This is a genomic window from Streptomyces sp. MspMP-M5, assembly GCF_000373585.1.
GTDB lineage: Bacteria > Actinomycetota > Actinomycetes > Streptomycetales > Streptomycetaceae > Streptomyces.
Genome location: NZ_KB891919.1, coordinates 1 through 15,344, shown reverse-complemented (window position 1 = coordinate 15,344; position 15,344 = coordinate 1). Strand labels below are relative to the sequence as shown.

Genomic DNA, 15,344 nt, shown 5'->3' with positions numbered 1-15,344 from the left:
TGCCGGCCACCGAAGTATCCTCTCTGCCCCGTGTGGGCCTGCTCATCCCGTCCTCGAATACGGTCATGGAGCGAGACCTGCGCAGCAGCCTCGCGGACGTCGCCGATCTGTACTCCGCGCGGATGCACCTCGTCGAGACGACGGCGGATGCCGAGGCCGCGATGCTCGACACCTATTTGCCCCAGGCCATCGAGGACATCGCGTCGCTGCGGCCGACCGTCACCATATTCGGGTGCACCAGTGCCGGCGCGCTGCGCGGGCCGAACTACGAGCGCGAGCTCTGCGTGCGGATTGCTGATTGCACGCGAAGCCGTGCGATCAGCACGATCAAGTCGGTAAGCGCCGCGATCCGCAGAACCGGTCGTCACCGTGTTGCCGTGCTGACGCCGTACGTGGACGAGCTCAACGCAAAGATTCGCAACAGTCTGAGCAGCGATGGCCTGGAAATCCTGGACATCGAGGGCTTCGGCATCGCGGACTGCTTCCGTCTCGCCGAGCCGACTCCGCGGGAGATCGCGGACCGCGCACTGAAGCTGGTAGAGCGTGCTCGCCCTGAGGTGCTCTTCCTCTCGTGCACGAACTTCCGGGCACTGGAGGCGGCCGACGAGATCGAGTCGGTGGCTGGCATCCCGGTCGTCACCAGCAATGGTGCGGTCGCCTCGACGGTGCGCGAGGCGTTGCGCGAGGCCCAGTGATCCGGATCCGGCCGTTGGGGTGCGGAGAGCCGTCACTCCGAGAGCCGCTCAGGGGGACGGTTGCGATCAAGGTCGGGTTCTGGGCTCAGGGTGGGTGCTGGTCCGGTAGGGCGGTGGCGTGATGATGCGTGCGTAACTCCCCGATGAAGTGCGGAAGTTCATCGGGGACGTTCGAGCCGTTCGAGCCGTTCGTGCCGATCGGCAGCTTCGGCCAGTACCCGAGCGATTGCGGGCGCAGTGCGATGGGGGGATCTGGTGGTTCCGGACGGGCAGTCAGTGGCGGGAGATGCCCGAGAGGTTCGGCGCTTGGCAGACGGTTTGCGACCCCTCCATGCGGTGGCGATCTACAACCACTTGGTGCGGTGGCGGGGCGCCGGCGTCTTCCAAGCTCTGCCGGAAGGGGCGATCGCCCCCGGCTCAGGATCAGGGGTGGGCAGGACTCGGTTGACGACTACCGCCGGCCGGACGCTGAAACGAACAGTTAGCAAGGCGTCCGGCGCAGCCCCCGACCCGCAGTCACTGGTTCTGGTGGGGCGCACCGTGGCGAATCGTCGTCACACCGAGTACTGGGTTGAGAGTCTCCACGAGTTCCTTGGTGGCGACTTCCACGAGGCGCGCTGGGGCATCACCGTCCAGCAACGCGCTCACGTACTCGATGGCCTCCGCAGGTGACAGTGCCGGCAGCTTCTGGCGCAGGGTCCGCACAGCATGCAGGCGTCCGCATGTAGCGGCGACGTTGCGTACTGCGTCGTGTAGATCGTCTACTGCGGTGCGTACCGGAAGCCCACGTATACGGGCTCGGTAGTCGGTCTCCCACTCTCCGCTTTTGGCAGATACGACGCCGATCTGGTGCAGTCCTCCATTGATGCGATCGACCAGGTAAGGCCCGTTGCCGACCAGTGCGAACGCCCAAATCCCCGTGCGTGCGAACTTCTCGGACTGCCAGGAGACGATCCACACCAGCTCGTGCTCCTTGATACGGATCACCGCCATCCGCGTTGCATCCGCACTCACAGCCCGCCACTGCTGGTAGTCGCGTTCCAGCTGTTCTTCGACAGCCTGAACTGCGGCTTCTCGCTCAATCACCCGTGCAGCATTCCGTACGTGCCTTGGCCTTGACCAGTGAATTCGCACGGCCCAGGGCCATGCAGAAGGGCCTGACCGGCCTTCTTGCTCAGGGATACGACAGTTGCGCTTGGTCTCTCGCTCATGGTGCTCAGTAATGGCGACGCCGTACCTTGGAGGGCCTTGGCCGGTGGCTGGCCAAAGCCCTCCAAACGATGACGCAGTTCAAAGCAATTCAAGGCAGTTCAAGGCGTGGCAGAGACAACGACGGCGGCGGCTGGTCAGGCGCTGTCGGGCCAGGAGAACCCGAGCTCCTCGGCGCGCTCACGGCTGCCGCCGCACACCTGTGCGTAGGACTTCGGGTCCTCCTCGGCCAGCCGGCGCAAGGTGGCGGCAGCCTGAGCCTCGGGTGGGGTGCCGTCGTCCGGAATGACCCAGCGGAACTGGAGGGCACTGTCGGCTCGTTCCGGTTTGCCAGACGCCAGCCCAGGCACGTACCAGAAGGTCACCACCGTGGTGTCCGGGTCCTCAAAGCCGGTGCTGATCCAACCCTGCCTGGCGTTCCACCGGCGCACCAGCTCCGGCTTCTCGAGCAGCCCCGCCTTGATCAGGCGGGCCGTAGTGCGGGCCGGCCAGGACCAGGAACGGTCGGCCTCTGCCCGAGCGATCTCCGTGTCGTAGGCAGAGGTGTCGAACCGATAGGCGGGCAGCTCGGGTGCGGGCTGCCCGGCCCCCGGCATGGCTTGCGGCCGCCGCCAGTTCTCCCACACCACCTGGTCCGAGTCTCGCCGGATCGTGACGTAGAGCGCGCCGCAGCACCCCTCCGTGCAGTCGGCCTCCGCAAGTTGTACCTCGTGAGGCTCCGCTCCGGCCCGCAGCCGGCCCTCATCCAGCAGGTGCTCGGGACTGTGTGCGGGACCGCGGCCAAAGACTGCCGGAACCACTGGACGGCCATCGATGAGGATGCGGGCCTCGACGGGTTCCCGGTCGGCAGGGTCGCCGGCCACCACCTCGATGCGCAGCCTGCCGGACGTGGCTGGGCGCTTGAACGGCTGCCGCCCGGTGCGGCGGATCCAGTCGGCTCGCAGCCGCTGGTCAGCGTCGCCTGCGGTGGCGCTCGCTGCCGCCCACCGGGGCTCGGCCAGCAGCTGTCGGAGGGATTCCAGCAGTGTCGCGCGCCGTCCAGGGGACCAGTCCAGCAGTACGCCGGTTCCGCTGTCCAAGTCGAGGGCGAGCGACAGCAGCATGGCTGCATTGTCGAGGGTGGGCGGCAGCAGGCCGGCTCGCGTGACGACACTGTCGTACATCCTGAGCGCGTCGCAGTAAGCCAAGAGGTCGGTTGGATCGTTTCGCGAACAGCCCATCCGGGCGAGCAGTCGGCCCGCTCGGGCGAGCAAGTCCGTGTCGGAGTAGTGGTGGTCGAGCAGGTCCGGCAGTTGGGAAGCCTCTGCAATCCGGCGGGCGACCGCGCTGTTGATGAAGCGGGCCGAGGCAGGAAAGGCGACCAGCTCTGCGCCCACAGCCTGCTGGTTTCCCGTCCATAGGGCGTTGACCAGTGGCCGTAGTTCGTCGTGGCGGGCGTAGACCGCGAGCCAGACGACGGCAGCGGATTGGCGATCGAGGAGGTCGAGCGCGTCGACCGCTGAGCGGGTGAGATCCCGGAACAGCCCGAGAACGGAGAGATACGGGACGTCCTCAGGTTCGCCGAGGCGGTCGAGCAGGGCGATGCCTGCGGTGACGGCGGCCCCGGTCGTACCGGTCCGGGTCAGCTGTCGTCCAAGGGAGCGGGCTGCATCGACCTCTTCGGGCGGCACCGGCAGCTCGGCGACAGCGGACTGGATCAGATGCCTGTGGCGGGTCCGGATGCCGCCTCGTTCGAAGCGATGGTGCAGGGTTCCGGGGGCGTCCGGAAGTGGGCTGAGCGCTTCCTGGATGGCGTTCTTCGCCTCTTCCCAAGGAGGCGGCTCCTCGCCCGTGTCGGGCTTCTTGGGTAGGGAGTAGCCGCGCCGGGGCGGGACTCCGTCGGGAGACTCGCGCAGCAGGTACAGGGCGTGATCGTACAGAGCGTTCGGGGGAGTGAGCGCGTTGCACTCTTCCTGGACGCTCACCGGGTGAAGTGGGACTCGATTCCGTAGGTCATGCGCGCAGTTTGTCAGCCGGTCAGCACCGTGTCGAAGGAATTAGTGAGGGGCTGCAGCAGTACCGACCCTCCAGCAAACCATGACGGAGTCAAGGCATGCCTGCACCACTACCTCACCTGCCCGGCCACCCAGGCGCTCGTCGCCGGGCTCGGCCCCGCGCCCTGGGCATCCGCGTCCACCCCGGCGCGACGGTGGTCGCGCCCGCGCTGTCCTTCGGCACTCGACCACGTCGCGGACCGCAAGGTGCCGGGCAGGGGCGTCCTGGAGAGGCTCGCCAGCAAGGCCACCAAAGCCACCAAGACCGGCTTCTACAAGCTCGCCGACCATGGCATGAACGGTGCCTTCCACCTCGACGTTCTCTGCACCAACGGCATGCGTCGTAGGCGCTCGCTGTTATGTGGTGAACGTGGCCGGGGGCTGCTGGACCTCCAGGACAACCGCCGAGCCTGCCACGGAACGGTCTTCGTGCATGGTGATCACCTGGCCGGGGCGAAGGTGCTGCCATTGCGAAGGGTCCAGGGGCGCGAGCCGTACCGGAGCTCGTCCACCGGGCTCCAGGAAGGGCATGAGCTCCACCCAGAGCCGGGCAACGTTGAGAGCCGGTTCACCGGTCGCGGTCCGGTTGCCGATGTTCCACATCGGTCGCAGGACGCCGGCGCCGGAAAAGGGCGTCTGCCGTCGCGCTTCGGTGGCCGGGCGGAGGGTGAGGTCGGCTCGAATGACTCCATTGCGAGTCTCGTAGCCGCGCCAGTGGCACCAGGCTGCGCTCTTCTCCAGTCGCATCTGCTCTGCCGCGGTGGCCAGGGTTTCCCAGAAGCTGAGCGGAAGCGGGTGGACGCCACTGAGTTCTTCCAGCAGCCCAAGGGCCATTTCCCACTCGTCGTGAGTGAGGTACTCCCAGACATCGCTCACCGTGATGTCGTTCTCAGTGGCGATCTCCTCGGGAACCAGCAGGGAGGCGGCTTCCAGCAGCTTGGGGACGTCCATGCCCTGATTTTGGACCACTGACGCCAGGTGACGGCAGGAGGTGTCCGCCAACTACGGCACGGCATCCGGCGCGTTCAATACCGCGGCGATGTCATCGACGGATGCCTCACCGAAACGTGACTCGCACTCACGACACCCACGACGACAGGCTCAGTAACCGGCCGGTCCGCCGGCGGTCGGGTGTCGGATGGCCCGGCCGCGTCAGGCGGGGCCGAGTCCGGTGATGAGGGACTGGGTGACCATGTCGGCTCCCTGGGCGGCGGTCAGCTCCGGCATCTCGTGTGAGGCGATGTTGGTGAGGTGGATGAGCAGGGAGCGGGACCAGCGGCTGGGAAGACCTGGGCGGATGACGCCCTCCCGCACTGCGCGGTCCATGAAGGCGTCGAGTTGCTCGATCAACCGGCGCAGGCGGGCGGCCGCCGCCTCGTCCTGGACCTGCTGCACATCCACAGGCCACTGCCTGCTGATGGTGATGATGCCTTCCGCGTACCGATGCAGCGCCACCGTTACGGGCGCCTCGGTCAGCCGCGCCTCGACGACGACCTTCTCGCAGGCGTCGAGCTTGGCCGCATGAACAGCGGCCATGAGGGCTTCGCGGGTCTTGAAGCGACGGTAGACGGTACGCCGGTCGACGCCCGCCGCCGCTGCGATCGCCGCGATGCTCGTGCCGGGGTCCCGCGCCAGCAGGCGTGCGCCCGTCTGCAGGACCGTATCCAGGTTGCGTGCCGCGTCAGCTCTCATCGCAGCGCGAGCATACGCAAGGGTGCGGCCCATACGCCAGCAAGCACCCCAGAACCCTTGCTTTTACATCTCTAAATGTCACATTCTTGTGCCAGTTGACGTGTTCGGTGTGTCTGTCGTCAAGGCAGTCCTCATTCCAGGAGTCCTGTGTGAGCCCGGTCCACCTCTCCGAGAAACTGAAACAAGCCCTCGATTCCAGGGTCTTCGTCACCGTGGCGACGCTTCAGCCCGATGGGAGCCCGCACCAGTCCGTGGTCTGGGTGGGAAGGGACGGAGATGACCTCTTCTTCGTGACCGGCGTCGACAAGGTCAAGGTGCGCAATCTGCGGCGCGACCCCCGTCTGAGCGTGACGGTCAACCCGCCCGACGAGCCTTACGGATACGCGGTGATTTCCGGCACCGCCCGCTTCGAGACCGCGGGCAGCCGCGAGCGCATGGACGAACTGGCCCTCAAGTACACGGGCAAGACCTACGCCGAACACCACCCGGAGTCATACGCCACCCTCCCGGAACTGGTCACCGTCCGCGTCGCCCCCCGAAAGATCGCGGCCCGGTTCTTATGAGGCGAAGTCACCAGAGAAGAGACCCAAGTTGAAGACCTACGTCATCACCGGTGGCACGGATGGCATCGGCAAGGCCCTCGCCCACACGTACCTGGACCGAGGGCAGGAAGTGGTGGTCGTCGGCCGCAGCGCCGAGAAAGGCCAGGCATGGCTCGATGCCGCGCAACAACGCGGCGCGGCCGCTCGGAAGACCTGCAGCTGGCACAGGAATACGACGGGCAACGAGCACTCACACAAGGCGGGCGGCTCAACGATCTGCTCGGCGTCGCTTTCACCGACGCCCGATCGGGAACGAAGGTGCGGTACATACTGCTCAACCCGGGCGCCGTCGGCACCAGTGTCTCGGGCCAGTACACGCCCGAGGCGATGACACAGCTCGACGCCATCCGCCAGTCCGCCCAGCCGGTCCACGAGGCCATAGTCCCGATCTTGACTGCCGTTGTCGCATCACCCTCAGGCAGACCAACGCACCTTGGTGAGCGTGAAGGTCTGGCCAGCAACTCAACCGCTGACGGCGTACCGTGGCCGCACTGTCTCCCGCTCGGCGATCGGAGCCCACCATGCCCTCGTCACCACGCGACGTACTTGCTGCCTTCCACCGGGCGATGCTCGCCTGGTCCGCGGACGATCTGGCCAACCTCTACGCACCCGACGCCGTCCACGAGTTCCCCTTCCTCGCACCGGGCAGACCCCACCGCTACCACGGCCGGGAAGAGATCCGGGCCGGCTATCAGGCGGCTTGGAGCGCTACCTCGGTACGGCTCCAGGAGATACACGACGTCGTTGTCTTCGACAGCACTGACTCCGAGGTCGTGATCGGACAATGGAGGGCCACCGCGACGTTGGAACCTGGGGCAGCCCCGGTTGCCATCACCGGCCTCCTGATCCTGCGGGTACGCGACGGCCTGATCGTGCATGCGCTCGACTACATGGACTCACTCGGCACGTTCCATACACTGGGCCGCCTGCCCGCGCTGCTGGACAGCCTCGGCGTATCGAGCAGCGGCCAGTCCTGACCCAGGCAGATACATTGCCGGTCGACACACAAGCAGATCTCATCGGCGGAGTACGTCGTGGTTCCGCCCTCACAGATCAACTCATTCTGTCTGTCAGGACCTGCCCGGGCGATCTGGGCGTTCTTGCATGGCTCGTGCGATGAGGTCGTGGATCGAGAACTCACCGGGTCCACGGTTCTCTTTGAGTCGGTCAAGGTTTTCGGGACCGAACCAGCCGTAGGTTGAGTGCTTAGCCCATTCCGGTTTGGGATGGTCCACATCACCTTCGACGTCGACGAGATAGTCGGCCTCATGACGGAGTCCAGCGCCGTCGTCTCCGTTCCAGGTGGTGGTGCCCAGCAATGGCCGCACATGGCGGAGGCGCCAGCCGGTTTCTTCCTCGACCTCGCGCGCGAGTGCCTCAAGCAGGGTTTCTCCGGGCTCGACATGGCCGCCGACGATGTCCCAGGCGTCGGGGAAGAGGCGGCGGTGTGGGCTTCGCTTCTGGGCGAAGGCTTCACCGCCGTGGTTGAGGATGACGGCTGCGGCATTTCCGGCCGGTGAGCGACGGGCGTTGTGGTCGGTAGCGGGATCATCGACAGGTGATCGATGGAATTCTTCATCGGCTGCGGACCGGGGTGCAGTGGCGTGACCTGCCGGAACGGTTCGGCACCTGCCGGAACAACTCCCACAACCCATGCGGCACCAGACGCTCCACCATTGCCCTCACGGTAGCCGCCCTACTGACCAGGCCAGTTGGGGCGACCTTTTAGGCTGCAGGGGGCGGGGCCTGTGCTCCGTGCTCGCTCACAGTCGCTAGGTCAGGGGCTCACCGTGACAACTTCCATCGTCAGTTTCTCCCTGTTCGCCCTGGTGGTGACCATGGCTCCAGGGCCGGACACACTCTTGGTCCTGCGTAACTGCATGCGCGGCGGCCACCTCTCGGGCGTTGCGACCGCGCTCGGTGCGGCAGCAGGCTCGCTCGCCTGGGCGATTGCAGCTGCCGTCGGGTTGGCTGCTGTGCTGCAGCGGTGGGACATGGCCTTCACTGTGGTCCGGCTGGCCGGCGCAGCGTATCTGATGTTCCTGGGTGTGCAGAGCCTGTGGGCATACCGTCGTGGCGCATCGGGCCGACCGGAGATGCCCGGGGAGTCGGCAGGTCCCGCCCCGGCTGCCGGGCGGGCCTTCCGCCAGGGGCTGACGAGCTGCCTGCTGAATCCCAAGGTAGGCATCTTCTTTGTGTCGGTGGTCCCGCAGTTCCTCCCCAACGATCACGCGACGTTCTTTGCGACACTGACCTTCGGTGTCATCGATGCCGGTATCGCTGCCGTGTGGTTGATGCTGGTCACGGCGTTCGCGGGCCGCATGGTGACGTGGCTGCGTCGTCCACGTGTGAACACCGCGATGGAGCGAACCGCCGCCGGCGTTCTGGTGGTTCTGGGCGTTGGCACCGCTGTCGAGACAGTCTGAGGACCGGACTGTCCGGCGGATCACCGGAGCCACAGTCGGATCGCAGCGAAGGGTGACCGTTCCGCGAAAATACGTCAGCGCCACTACCGCCACGGCTTCTTGAGAATCCCGAACAGGTCAGCGGCCGCCGCGGGCTCGGTTTTCCGGTCTCCGTCACGATCCGTACCGCCCCTTGCGGAACGCGGGCAGCTCGGCCGAGAGGATGCAGTCGAAGCGGAGTATGAGGGGTACGCCTCGTGTCCCTGCCCTCATCAAGGGCAGGGACACGGCCCGCCGGGCATGTTCAGGCACGTCCGGCCTGCACTGTCACGGCCTCTCCTCGGAAGCTGATGGAGCGGTGTCCACCTTGGGAAACCTGGTGAGCAGAACGGTCAGCCCACCCAGGAGCCCGAGGGCGCCCGCCACCCAATACGCCGCGTGGAAACCTGACAGCTGATCGGCCGGATGTGTGGCACCGCCGCTGACACCGCTCGAAACAGCAACCAGGATCGCCAAACCGACGCTGTTGCCGATCTGCTGCGCGGTCACGTTGACCGCACCGGCGACTCCGTGCTGGCGGAGCGGCAGGCCCTCCAGGGTGGCGGCCGTCATCGCGCCGAAACCCAAACCCTGGCCGGTGCTCATGACCACGATGCCGGGGAGCATGTGCACCCAGTACGAGCCGTCCTCAGGTGTGCCCACCCACAGCGTGACGCCGCCTCCGATGAGAAGCAGGCCGGCAGCCATCAGGGGCTTGTAAGCCGCCGGCGACATCAGACGTCCGGCGACCTGCGAGCTGATGATCACGACTACGCCTACGGGCAGAACGGCCAGTGCAGACTCGAACGGCGAGTATCCGAGTATCCCTTGGGCGTACAGAGGTGAGAAGAACAGCAGCCCACCGGCACCGGTGTAGAAGACAGCACCGGTGAGGGAGGCGGCCCTCACCGGGCGGCTGCGGAAGATACTCATCGGAAGCAGCGGCTCCGTACGCCCCTTCTCCCACACGACGAACCCCGCCAGCCCGATCGCGGCCAACACCAGCGAGACCAGGACCTGCGCGGACCCCCAGCCGACTTCACCGCCCTGGCTCACGCCGTACACGACCAGTCCTATACCCAGGGTGACCACGATCGCGCCCGGGATATCCAGGGGGCGTGACTGGCGCCGGCCCGCAGGAAGCAGCGCCCGGACCCCTGCCAGGATCAGAACTCCGGCGAGGACACTGACGGCGAACACCGAGCGCCAGCCGAGGAAGTCGGTGAGAGCCCCGCCAACAACCAGCCCGGCGCTGAAGCTGGACCCGCCGGTCGCCGCGTAGACCGCCAGCGCCCGGTTCCGCTGCGGCCCTTGAGGAAAGATCTGGCTGAGCAGAGCAAGCGAGGCAGGGCCGGACAGTGCTGCGCCGATCCCTTGCACTGCACGAGCCGCGATCAGCACCCCCACGGTCGGCGCGAGCGCGGCGCCCAGCGAGGCCGCGGCGAAGAGCACGACGCCCACTGCGAAGATCTTCCTGCGGCCCAGGACGTCCGCGAGCCTGCCCCCGAACAGGAGGAACCCGGCAAAGGCAATGGAATAGGCGGTCATCGCCCACTGCAGCGTGGAGCTGTCAATGGCGTACTCATCACCGATGGAGGGCAAGGCGGCATTGATGACCGCAGCTCCACTGGTGTCCAGCGCCAGCGCTCCGGCAAGGAGAACGAGCGCCCACCGGCGTCGGCTTTCAGGGAGGCCGGTATCCGGCGCTGCCATCTGCGATTCGGTGTCGTGAAGTGTCACTTCGTACTCCGATGGTTGCCCAGGGAACTGTTGGAGTTTCGTCGGGGCCGGCGCGCATGAGGCGAGAGCCGGCGCCGGCGGCAGGGCACGGGTGATCGGCGCGGCGCCGGGGTTCCGGACCGCGCTGCGGTGCTCCTCATCAGTCCTCGCCCACCACCGGGCGCATGGCCACCGTCTCGTCGATGTGCCTGGCCAGCCGTCCCCGGAGTTCCTGGAGCGCGGCGATCCGGTCATCGAGCGTGGCCAGCCGATCGGTGGCGAGATTCAACTCTTCGGCGCAGTACGGGGATTGCCGCAGCGGCGCGTCCAGGCAGCCCTTCTCCAGGGCGGGGCGGACGTCCTCCAGGGTGAGGCCGGCGTCCAGGAGCTCCTTGATGTTCGTGACCCGTACGGCATCCAACGGGTCGTACGCGCGGTAGCCGTTGTCGGCGCGCTGCGGGGCCAGCAGACCCTGTTGCTCGTAGTAGCGCAGGGATCGGGGGCTGACGCCGGTGAGGTCGGCCAGCTCTCCGATCCGCATCTCGATCTCCTTCACCATGATGGGGACGCTAGAACCCTGACGCTAGCGTCAAGGTCAAGTCGACGAGTACGCCGAGCGGCCGCTCCCGGGTGGGAGCGGCCGCCGACGGGGACGGGAGTAATGAGCAACTGACACGTAGGGCGGCGGCCATCGGCGGCGCAATACCGTCGGCCGATCATGCGGCTGTGGCACGCCTCGATCCCCGCGGCTGCCGGGCGAACCCCCATGACAGCAGTCACAGCCTCGCCCCGCCCACACCCCTACCAGGACATCCACACCGCGATCCCGCTGACTCCACCCACTGCGACCCTGCCGCCCAACCCCAGTTGCACCCGAGAAGGCGGCCGGGGCGACAGCATCTGCGTAGGTCTGTTCCGGCGCTTCGCGTGTATGGCGGCCCCGGGCAGCAGACCGATGACCCCGGCAGGGCCGGCCGGGGATGACAGGTGCCGCGCGACGCCGGGGCGGGGCGCGCCGGATCGCCCTGCCCCGCCCGAGCGCAGGCGGGGGAGCGGGGATGGCTGGCGGCGGTCTGCCACGGGCGCACGCCGCGCGCTCGCACTCCATGGCGATGTGAAACGAAGCCGCCCATTCCGCGTACCTACTGCCTTCGGCCCGTGGCAGAAGCGAAGCCGAGCCAGGTGTGGCGGTTGCCCCACCAGCACCAGCCGACCTTTGGGGCGTTGCGGCGCTCGCGGCCGTCCCTCCCGGTACCGTTGCTGATCCAGATCGCCGGGGTACGGGCATCCAGAGCACCGCTGGCCTTGCGCAGCCGGGAACCGATGGTCATGAAGCAGCGGTTGCGCTCCAGGATCGTCGGCTGCTGGAGCACCCAGTGGATGCCCTCGGTGAGCAGCAGCGGGGTACGGTCCTGTTCGGCGAGGGCAGACAGCGCCTCCTTGGGACTCCAGTTGGCCATGTGGTCGCCACGGTCGGGGTCGGTGACGAGATAGAGAGGGACGTCGGGCAGCTCCACGGTGCAGGGACTGAAGTGGTCGACGTCGGGCATGTCGGTGACAACGAATCCGGGCTTGTCGTCGTGGCGGAGCAGTGGTGCGAGGACGGAGGCGGGGGCACGCTCCGGGTGGACGGCGAGCAGGGCGCCGTTGTTTTCGTCGCCGGCGTTCGCGGCGAAGGCGCGCAGCACGCCGGGGGGTATGTCTGCAAGCTCGTGCACCCCGAGCCCGATCAGGCGTTCAGCCTGGTCGGCGAGCGGCGGGAGAGAGGGCACGGTGTCGGAGGACGCGGTATCGGGCAAAGCACACCTCGGGTCGCGGCAGGGACAGTAGACCCAAGATCAAACGAGGCGGGCTGCCGGAATGTTCCCGGCGCGGCGGCGCATGGGCGCATCCCGTTGCCCCCGTTGGCCAACACTGTGGTGGACCTGGACCTGGACCTGGTGGCTGAGCCAGACCGTCGCGGGCCGGGATGCGGTGCACCGTCCAGCAGCCCGGTGCGTTCGCGACTGCGCGTGTGGCCCGTTGATGAGCGGTCCGGCGCTCTGCTCTCCCGGCGGCGCCCGGGCGTTGCGCCTGCGTCATACTGCAACTGCTACTCGCCCAGCGCTACATCGACTACCGCCTGGCCACTACCCTCGGCAAGGCCGCTGTGGACGTCCTGCCCACCTGGCCCGCCCGCTTCGTCATCATCGCGGCCTTCGCGCTCGTGGGAGCCATCGCGCTCGGTGCCTTCGACCGTATCGAATGGAAGTGGCTCACGACCGCAGAAGCTCTCACCTACCCGCTCTACGTCATCCGCATGAACATCGGTCCTAGGGTCGGCTTGCTGCGGCCGGCTGGGGCTCCTGCCATGCCGGGTAATCGGTGTAGCCTGCGGCGCCGTGGCTGTACAGGCCCGGCTGGTCGATGTGGGTGTTCAGCGGCAGATTCGCCGCGAAACGGTGTGGCAGGTCGGGGTTGGTGATGAACAGGCGCCCGTAGGAGACCAGATCCGCGCGCCCCGTCGTGAGCACCGCCTCGCCCGCTTCGCGGGTGGTCGGGGTGCGGTTCTCGCCGACGTTCGCGATGAGGGTGCCGTGCCAGCGCGGGCGCAGGTCGGCGAGGGCGGGGTAGCGGTCGTTGTCGGTGAGGTGGAGGTAGGCCAGACCGAGGCCGTCGAGGTGGGCGAGGAGCGCGCGGTAGACGGGGGCCGGGTCGGCCTCTTCCATACCGAATTGGGGGTTGCCCGGTGAGAGGCGCAAGCCGAGCCTGCCGGCGCCGACTTCGTCCGCGACGGCCCGCACCAGCTCCAGCGGGAAGCGGATGCGGCCGGCGACGTCGCCGCCATAGGGGTCGGTGCGGAGGTTGGTGTTGTCGGCCAGGAACTGGTGGATGAGGTAGCTGTTCGCGCCGTGGAGTTCGACGCCGTCGAAGCCGGCCCGGATTGCGTTGCGGGCACCGGCGACATGGTCGGCGATCGCCGTGTGAATGTCCGCGTACGTCATCTCGCGCGGCGTGACCGGGGCCGCCTTGCCGTCCTTCACATGTACGGGCCCGGGCACGGGTACCGGGGAGGGGCCGGCTGGGAGGTCGCCCAGGATGCGGGAGCGCGGGTGGCCTTGGCGGCCGCCGTGCATCAGCTGCGCGAAGATCCGGCCGCCGGTGGCGTGCACCGCCTCGGTGACATGCCGCCAGCCGGCCACCTGCCGCTCGGATTCCAGACCGGGGATGCGCCAGCCGCTCTGGCCCCGGCGGCTGGGCCAGATCCCCTCAGTGATGATGAGGCCGGCGCCGGCCCGCTGGCGGTAGTAATCGGCGACGATCGGCAGTGGCGTCCCGTCCTCCTCGGCCCGGAAGCGGGTCATGGGCGACATCACCATGCGGTTGGTGAGGGCCAGTTCCGTCGAGCTGAAGGGCGTCAAGAGATTCGTCATGCCGAAACCGTAGAATCTGACACCGGTGTCAATTTCAAGTCCGGCGAGAGGAGGTGCCCGATGCGGATCGGTGAACTGGCCCGCCGCACCGGCGTGAGCGAGCGCTCGCTGCGCTACTACGAGCGACAGGGGTTGCTCGCGGCCGAGCGGACACCCGGCGGCCACCGGGAGTATCCGGAAGGCGCCGTGGACCGGGTCATCCGCATCCAGGAGCTGTTCGCCGCCGGTCTGTGCAGCGCCAAGATCGCCCAACTGCTGCCCTGCCTGCGTGATCACGACGGCGGCCCGGCGATCACCGCCACACCGCGGTTGGCGCAGGAGCTACGGGCCGAGCGCGAGCGCATCGACCGCACCATCGCCGACCTGTGCCGCTCGCGCGCCGTCCTCGACGAGGTCATCGATGCCGCTTCGGGTCCATGACGACGCCCTTCCGCCGACCCGCCGCTGCTGATCCCGTTCCTCCGCCGGAGTCGGCTTGCGGTCCGGCCCCGGCCCTTGCCCATCGCCGGTCTATCGCGCTCGGCTGGCGGCTCCGGGGCGGCAGCGGCCGGTGAAGCACTGGAACGCTCCCTACGAGACTCCTTTGGGGCACTCCCTACGGCACGCTTCACGACCGGGAACCATTCAACAAAACCGCTGGTCAACATGGGTGGTAAGCGCCGCCACAGAAGGCCGACAACCCTCCGTGCTCCACTCCTCTGACTTGGCTGTGGGTGGTGGTTTGTGGGTGATGTGTGGGGGCGGTGGCTCGTGTGTCGGGCTTCTGTGTGTCGCTGGGCGCTGTGCCCGTGTGAGGCTGTCGCCGGGTGTCCGTGCGTTGTTGGCGCCCTGTCTCGGTGCGCCCGGCGCTTGGCTGCTCTGCGCGCCCGGGGGCGTATCGCGTCCTGCTCGACGCCGGCTGGCCCGCCTGCCCGCACACGAGCCGGTGACGGCACGAGCGCCCGGGGGGCACCGCCCGGGGCCCTTCGTACCTCGTGGGTCTGGAAGGCTCAAAGATCAGCCGAAGACGATGTCACGCGCATTTCATGCTCAGCTCCCGCAGTGCGTCCCGGTGTTCCTGGACGAGCTTGTCCTGCCTTGACTTGGTGTTCGCGACCCAGTTGCCCAACTTCACGAGCACGGGCTCTGCCTCGCCGTCAACCACAATCTCCCCAACGGGTTGTGGGTTTCTCGCATCGGTCAGGAAGTGGGGCCAGCGCGAGAACGGCGTTGTGGTCGCCGAAGCCGAAGGAGGGGCTGACGGTGATGCGCACGTGCTGGGCACCTGGTTGCTTGGTGACGCAGTCGATAGCGAACTTGGGTGCCTAGTGCTTAATTCCTCAAGTTGCGGGCATAAGAGGTGTGTTGGGATCGCGTAGGGGGTGGATGTGCCGGCGTTGTTGTGGGCTCGGGAGGCTTTGGGGACTGACGAGCAGAGGGCGATCGACAAACTTGCGGGAGCGCGGAAGGCGCCGGCTGATCTGGTGATGCGGGCGCGAATCGTGAATCTGAGTTGGGCGGGTATGCGGGTATCGGCGATCGCGGCTGAGCTGGGGTG

At 67.5% G+C, this 15,344-nt stretch carries 16 protein-coding genes and 1 pseudogene; 8 read left to right on the top strand and 9 right to left on the bottom strand.

Annotated elements, in window-relative coordinates; translation table 11 throughout:
- Nucleotides 1–65: 65 nt before the first annotated feature.
- Together B073_RS0130370 and B073_RS49420 are read left to right on the top strand one after the other, a co-directional pair.
- Entirely contained in the window at nt 66–695 is a 630-nt protein-coding gene (locus B073_RS0130370; RefSeq protein WP_063740919.1) for an aspartate/glutamate racemase family protein, read from the top strand.
- 148 nt (nt 696–843) lie between these two features.
- The gene (locus B073_RS49420) at nt 844–1,143 is read left to right on the top strand and encodes a transposase (RefSeq protein WP_078508247.1); all 300 of its coding nucleotides are present in this window, start codon (nt 844–846) and stop codon (nt 1,141–1,143) included.
- A 68-nt stretch (nt 1,144–1,211) separates the two neighbouring features.
- Here the strand turns inward: B073_RS49420 and B073_RS0130365 are convergent, their stop codons facing one another.
- The 4 genes from B073_RS0130365 to B073_RS0130345 all read right to left on the bottom strand — a co-directional run bounded on the left by B073_RS0130365 (nt 1,212) and on the right by B073_RS0130345 (nt 5,629).
- Nucleotides 1,212–1,781 (bottom strand): YrhB domain-containing protein, encoded by a 570-nt coding sequence (locus B073_RS0130365; protein WP_018541852.1) that lies wholly within the window; start codon nt 1,779–1,781, stop codon nt 1,212–1,214.
- Between the two features lie 260 nt (nt 1,782–2,041).
- A complete protein-coding gene (locus B073_RS0130360; RefSeq protein ID WP_018541851.1) occupies nt 2,042–3,868 on the bottom strand; it encodes a hypothetical protein in 1,827 nt (608 codons plus the stop codon).
- Nucleotides 3,869–4,294: 426 nt separating this feature from the next.
- Nucleotides 4,295–4,888, bottom strand: a complete 594-nt coding sequence (locus B073_RS0130350; protein WP_018541849.1) for a hypothetical protein — start codon at nt 4,886–4,888, stop codon at nt 4,295–4,297.
- Between the two features lie 201 nt (nt 4,889–5,089).
- On the bottom strand, nt 5,090–5,629 hold the full coding sequence (locus B073_RS0130345) for a TetR/AcrR family transcriptional regulator (protein WP_018541848.1): 540 nt from the start codon (nt 5,627–5,629) through the stop codon (nt 5,090–5,092).
- A gap of 149 nt (nt 5,630–5,778) precedes the next feature.
- Between B073_RS0130345 and B073_RS0130340 the strand changes: the two genes are divergently transcribed.
- From B073_RS0130340 to B073_RS0130335, 3 genes are all read left to right on the top strand, one after another.
- On the top strand, nt 5,779–6,192 hold the full coding sequence (locus B073_RS0130340) for a PPOX class F420-dependent oxidoreductase (protein WP_018541847.1): 414 nt from the start codon (nt 5,779–5,781) through the stop codon (nt 6,190–6,192).
- Nucleotides 6,193–6,220: 28 nt separating this feature from the next.
- On the top strand, nt 6,221–6,562 hold the full coding sequence (locus tag B073_RS49415; protein WP_078508246.1) for an SDR family NAD(P)-dependent oxidoreductase: 342 nt from the start codon (nt 6,221–6,223) through the stop codon (nt 6,560–6,562).
- 190 nt (nt 6,563–6,752) lie between these two features.
- The gene (locus tag B073_RS0130335) at nt 6,753–7,208 is read left to right on the top strand and encodes a nuclear transport factor 2 family protein (protein WP_026247872.1); all 456 of its coding nucleotides are present in this window, start codon (nt 6,753–6,755) and stop codon (nt 7,206–7,208) included.
- 93 nt (nt 7,209–7,301) lie between these two features.
- Here the strand turns inward: B073_RS0130335 and B073_RS44630 are convergent, their stop codons facing one another.
- On the bottom strand, nt 7,302–7,724 hold the full coding sequence (locus B073_RS44630; protein ID WP_078508254.1) for an NUDIX hydrolase: 423 nt from the start codon (nt 7,722–7,724) through the stop codon (nt 7,302–7,304).
- Nucleotides 7,725–7,774: 50 nt separating this feature from the next.
- Between B073_RS44630 and B073_RS45985 the strand changes: the two are divergent.
- Both B073_RS45985 and B073_RS0130325 read left to right on the top strand, forming a co-directional pair.
- A pseudogene (locus B073_RS45985) lies at nt 7,775–7,858 on the top strand (transposase); the annotation flags it as partial.
- A 163-nt stretch (nt 7,859–8,021) separates the two neighbouring features.
- Complete coding sequence (locus B073_RS0130325) at nt 8,022–8,657, top strand: LysE family translocator (RefSeq protein WP_018541844.1); 636 nt, start codon at nt 8,022–8,024, stop codon at nt 8,655–8,657.
- Nucleotides 8,658–8,963: 306 nt separating this feature from the next.
- On the opposite strand, the gene B073_RS41535 is transcribed toward B073_RS0130325, so the two are convergent.
- The 4 genes from B073_RS41535 to B073_RS41530 form a co-directional block, all read right to left on the bottom strand.
- Nucleotides 8,964–10,415 carry an MFS transporter gene (locus B073_RS41535; protein WP_234025202.1) on the bottom strand — a complete coding sequence of 484 codons (1,452 nt, stop codon included), beginning with the start codon at nt 10,413–10,415 and terminating at the stop codon, nt 8,964–8,966.
- 139 nt (nt 10,416–10,554) lie between these two features.
- A complete protein-coding gene (locus B073_RS0130315) occupies nt 10,555–10,953 on the bottom strand; it encodes a MerR family transcriptional regulator (protein WP_018541842.1) in 399 nt (132 codons plus the stop codon).
- A 583-nt stretch (nt 10,954–11,536) separates the two neighbouring features.
- Nucleotides 11,537–12,193, bottom strand: coding sequence for a DUF5701 family protein (locus tag B073_RS0130310; protein ID WP_018541841.1), 657 nt, complete (start codon nt 12,191–12,193; stop codon nt 11,537–11,539).
- A gap of 513 nt (nt 12,194–12,706) precedes the next feature.
- Complete coding sequence (locus tag B073_RS41530) at nt 12,707–13,807, bottom strand: alkene reductase (RefSeq protein WP_018541840.1); 1,101 nt, start codon at nt 13,805–13,807, stop codon at nt 12,707–12,709.
- 60 nt (nt 13,808–13,867) lie between these two features.
- Between B073_RS41530 and B073_RS0130300 the strand changes: the two genes are divergently transcribed.
- Nucleotides 13,868–14,227: a MerR family transcriptional regulator gene (locus tag B073_RS0130300; RefSeq protein WP_018541839.1), complete on the top strand. Its 360-nt coding sequence runs from the start codon at nt 13,868–13,870 to the stop codon at nt 14,225–14,227.
- The last annotated feature ends 1,117 nt before the right edge of the window (nt 14,228–15,344 follow it).

Bases quoted from the DNA above. Each gene is read 5' to 3' on its own strand.
- B073_RS0130370 (WP_063740919.1), top strand. From the start codon at position 66: ATGGAGCGAGACCTGCGCAGCAGCCTCGCGGACGTCGCCGATCTGTAC.
- B073_RS0130350 (WP_018541849.1), bottom strand. From the start codon at position 4,888: ATGGACGTCCCCAAGCTGCTGGAAGCCGCCTCCCTGCTGGTTCCCGAG.
- B073_RS0130345 (WP_018541848.1), bottom strand. From the start codon at position 5,629: ATGAGAGCTGACGCGGCACGCAACCTGGATACGGTCCTGCAGACGGGC.
- B073_RS0130335 (WP_026247872.1), top strand. From the start codon at position 6,753: ATGCCCTCGTCACCACGCGACGTACTTGCTGCCTTCCACCGGGCGATG.
- B073_RS0130315 (WP_018541842.1), bottom strand. From the start codon at position 10,953: ATGGTGAAGGAGATCGAGATGCGGATCGGAGAGCTGGCCGACCTCACC.
- B073_RS41530 (WP_018541840.1), bottom strand. From the start codon at position 13,807: ATGACGAATCTCTTGACGCCCTTCAGCTCGACGGAACTGGCCCTCACC.
- B073_RS0130300 (WP_018541839.1), top strand. From the start codon at position 13,868: ATGCGGATCGGTGAACTGGCCCGCCGCACCGGCGTGAGCGAGCGCTCG.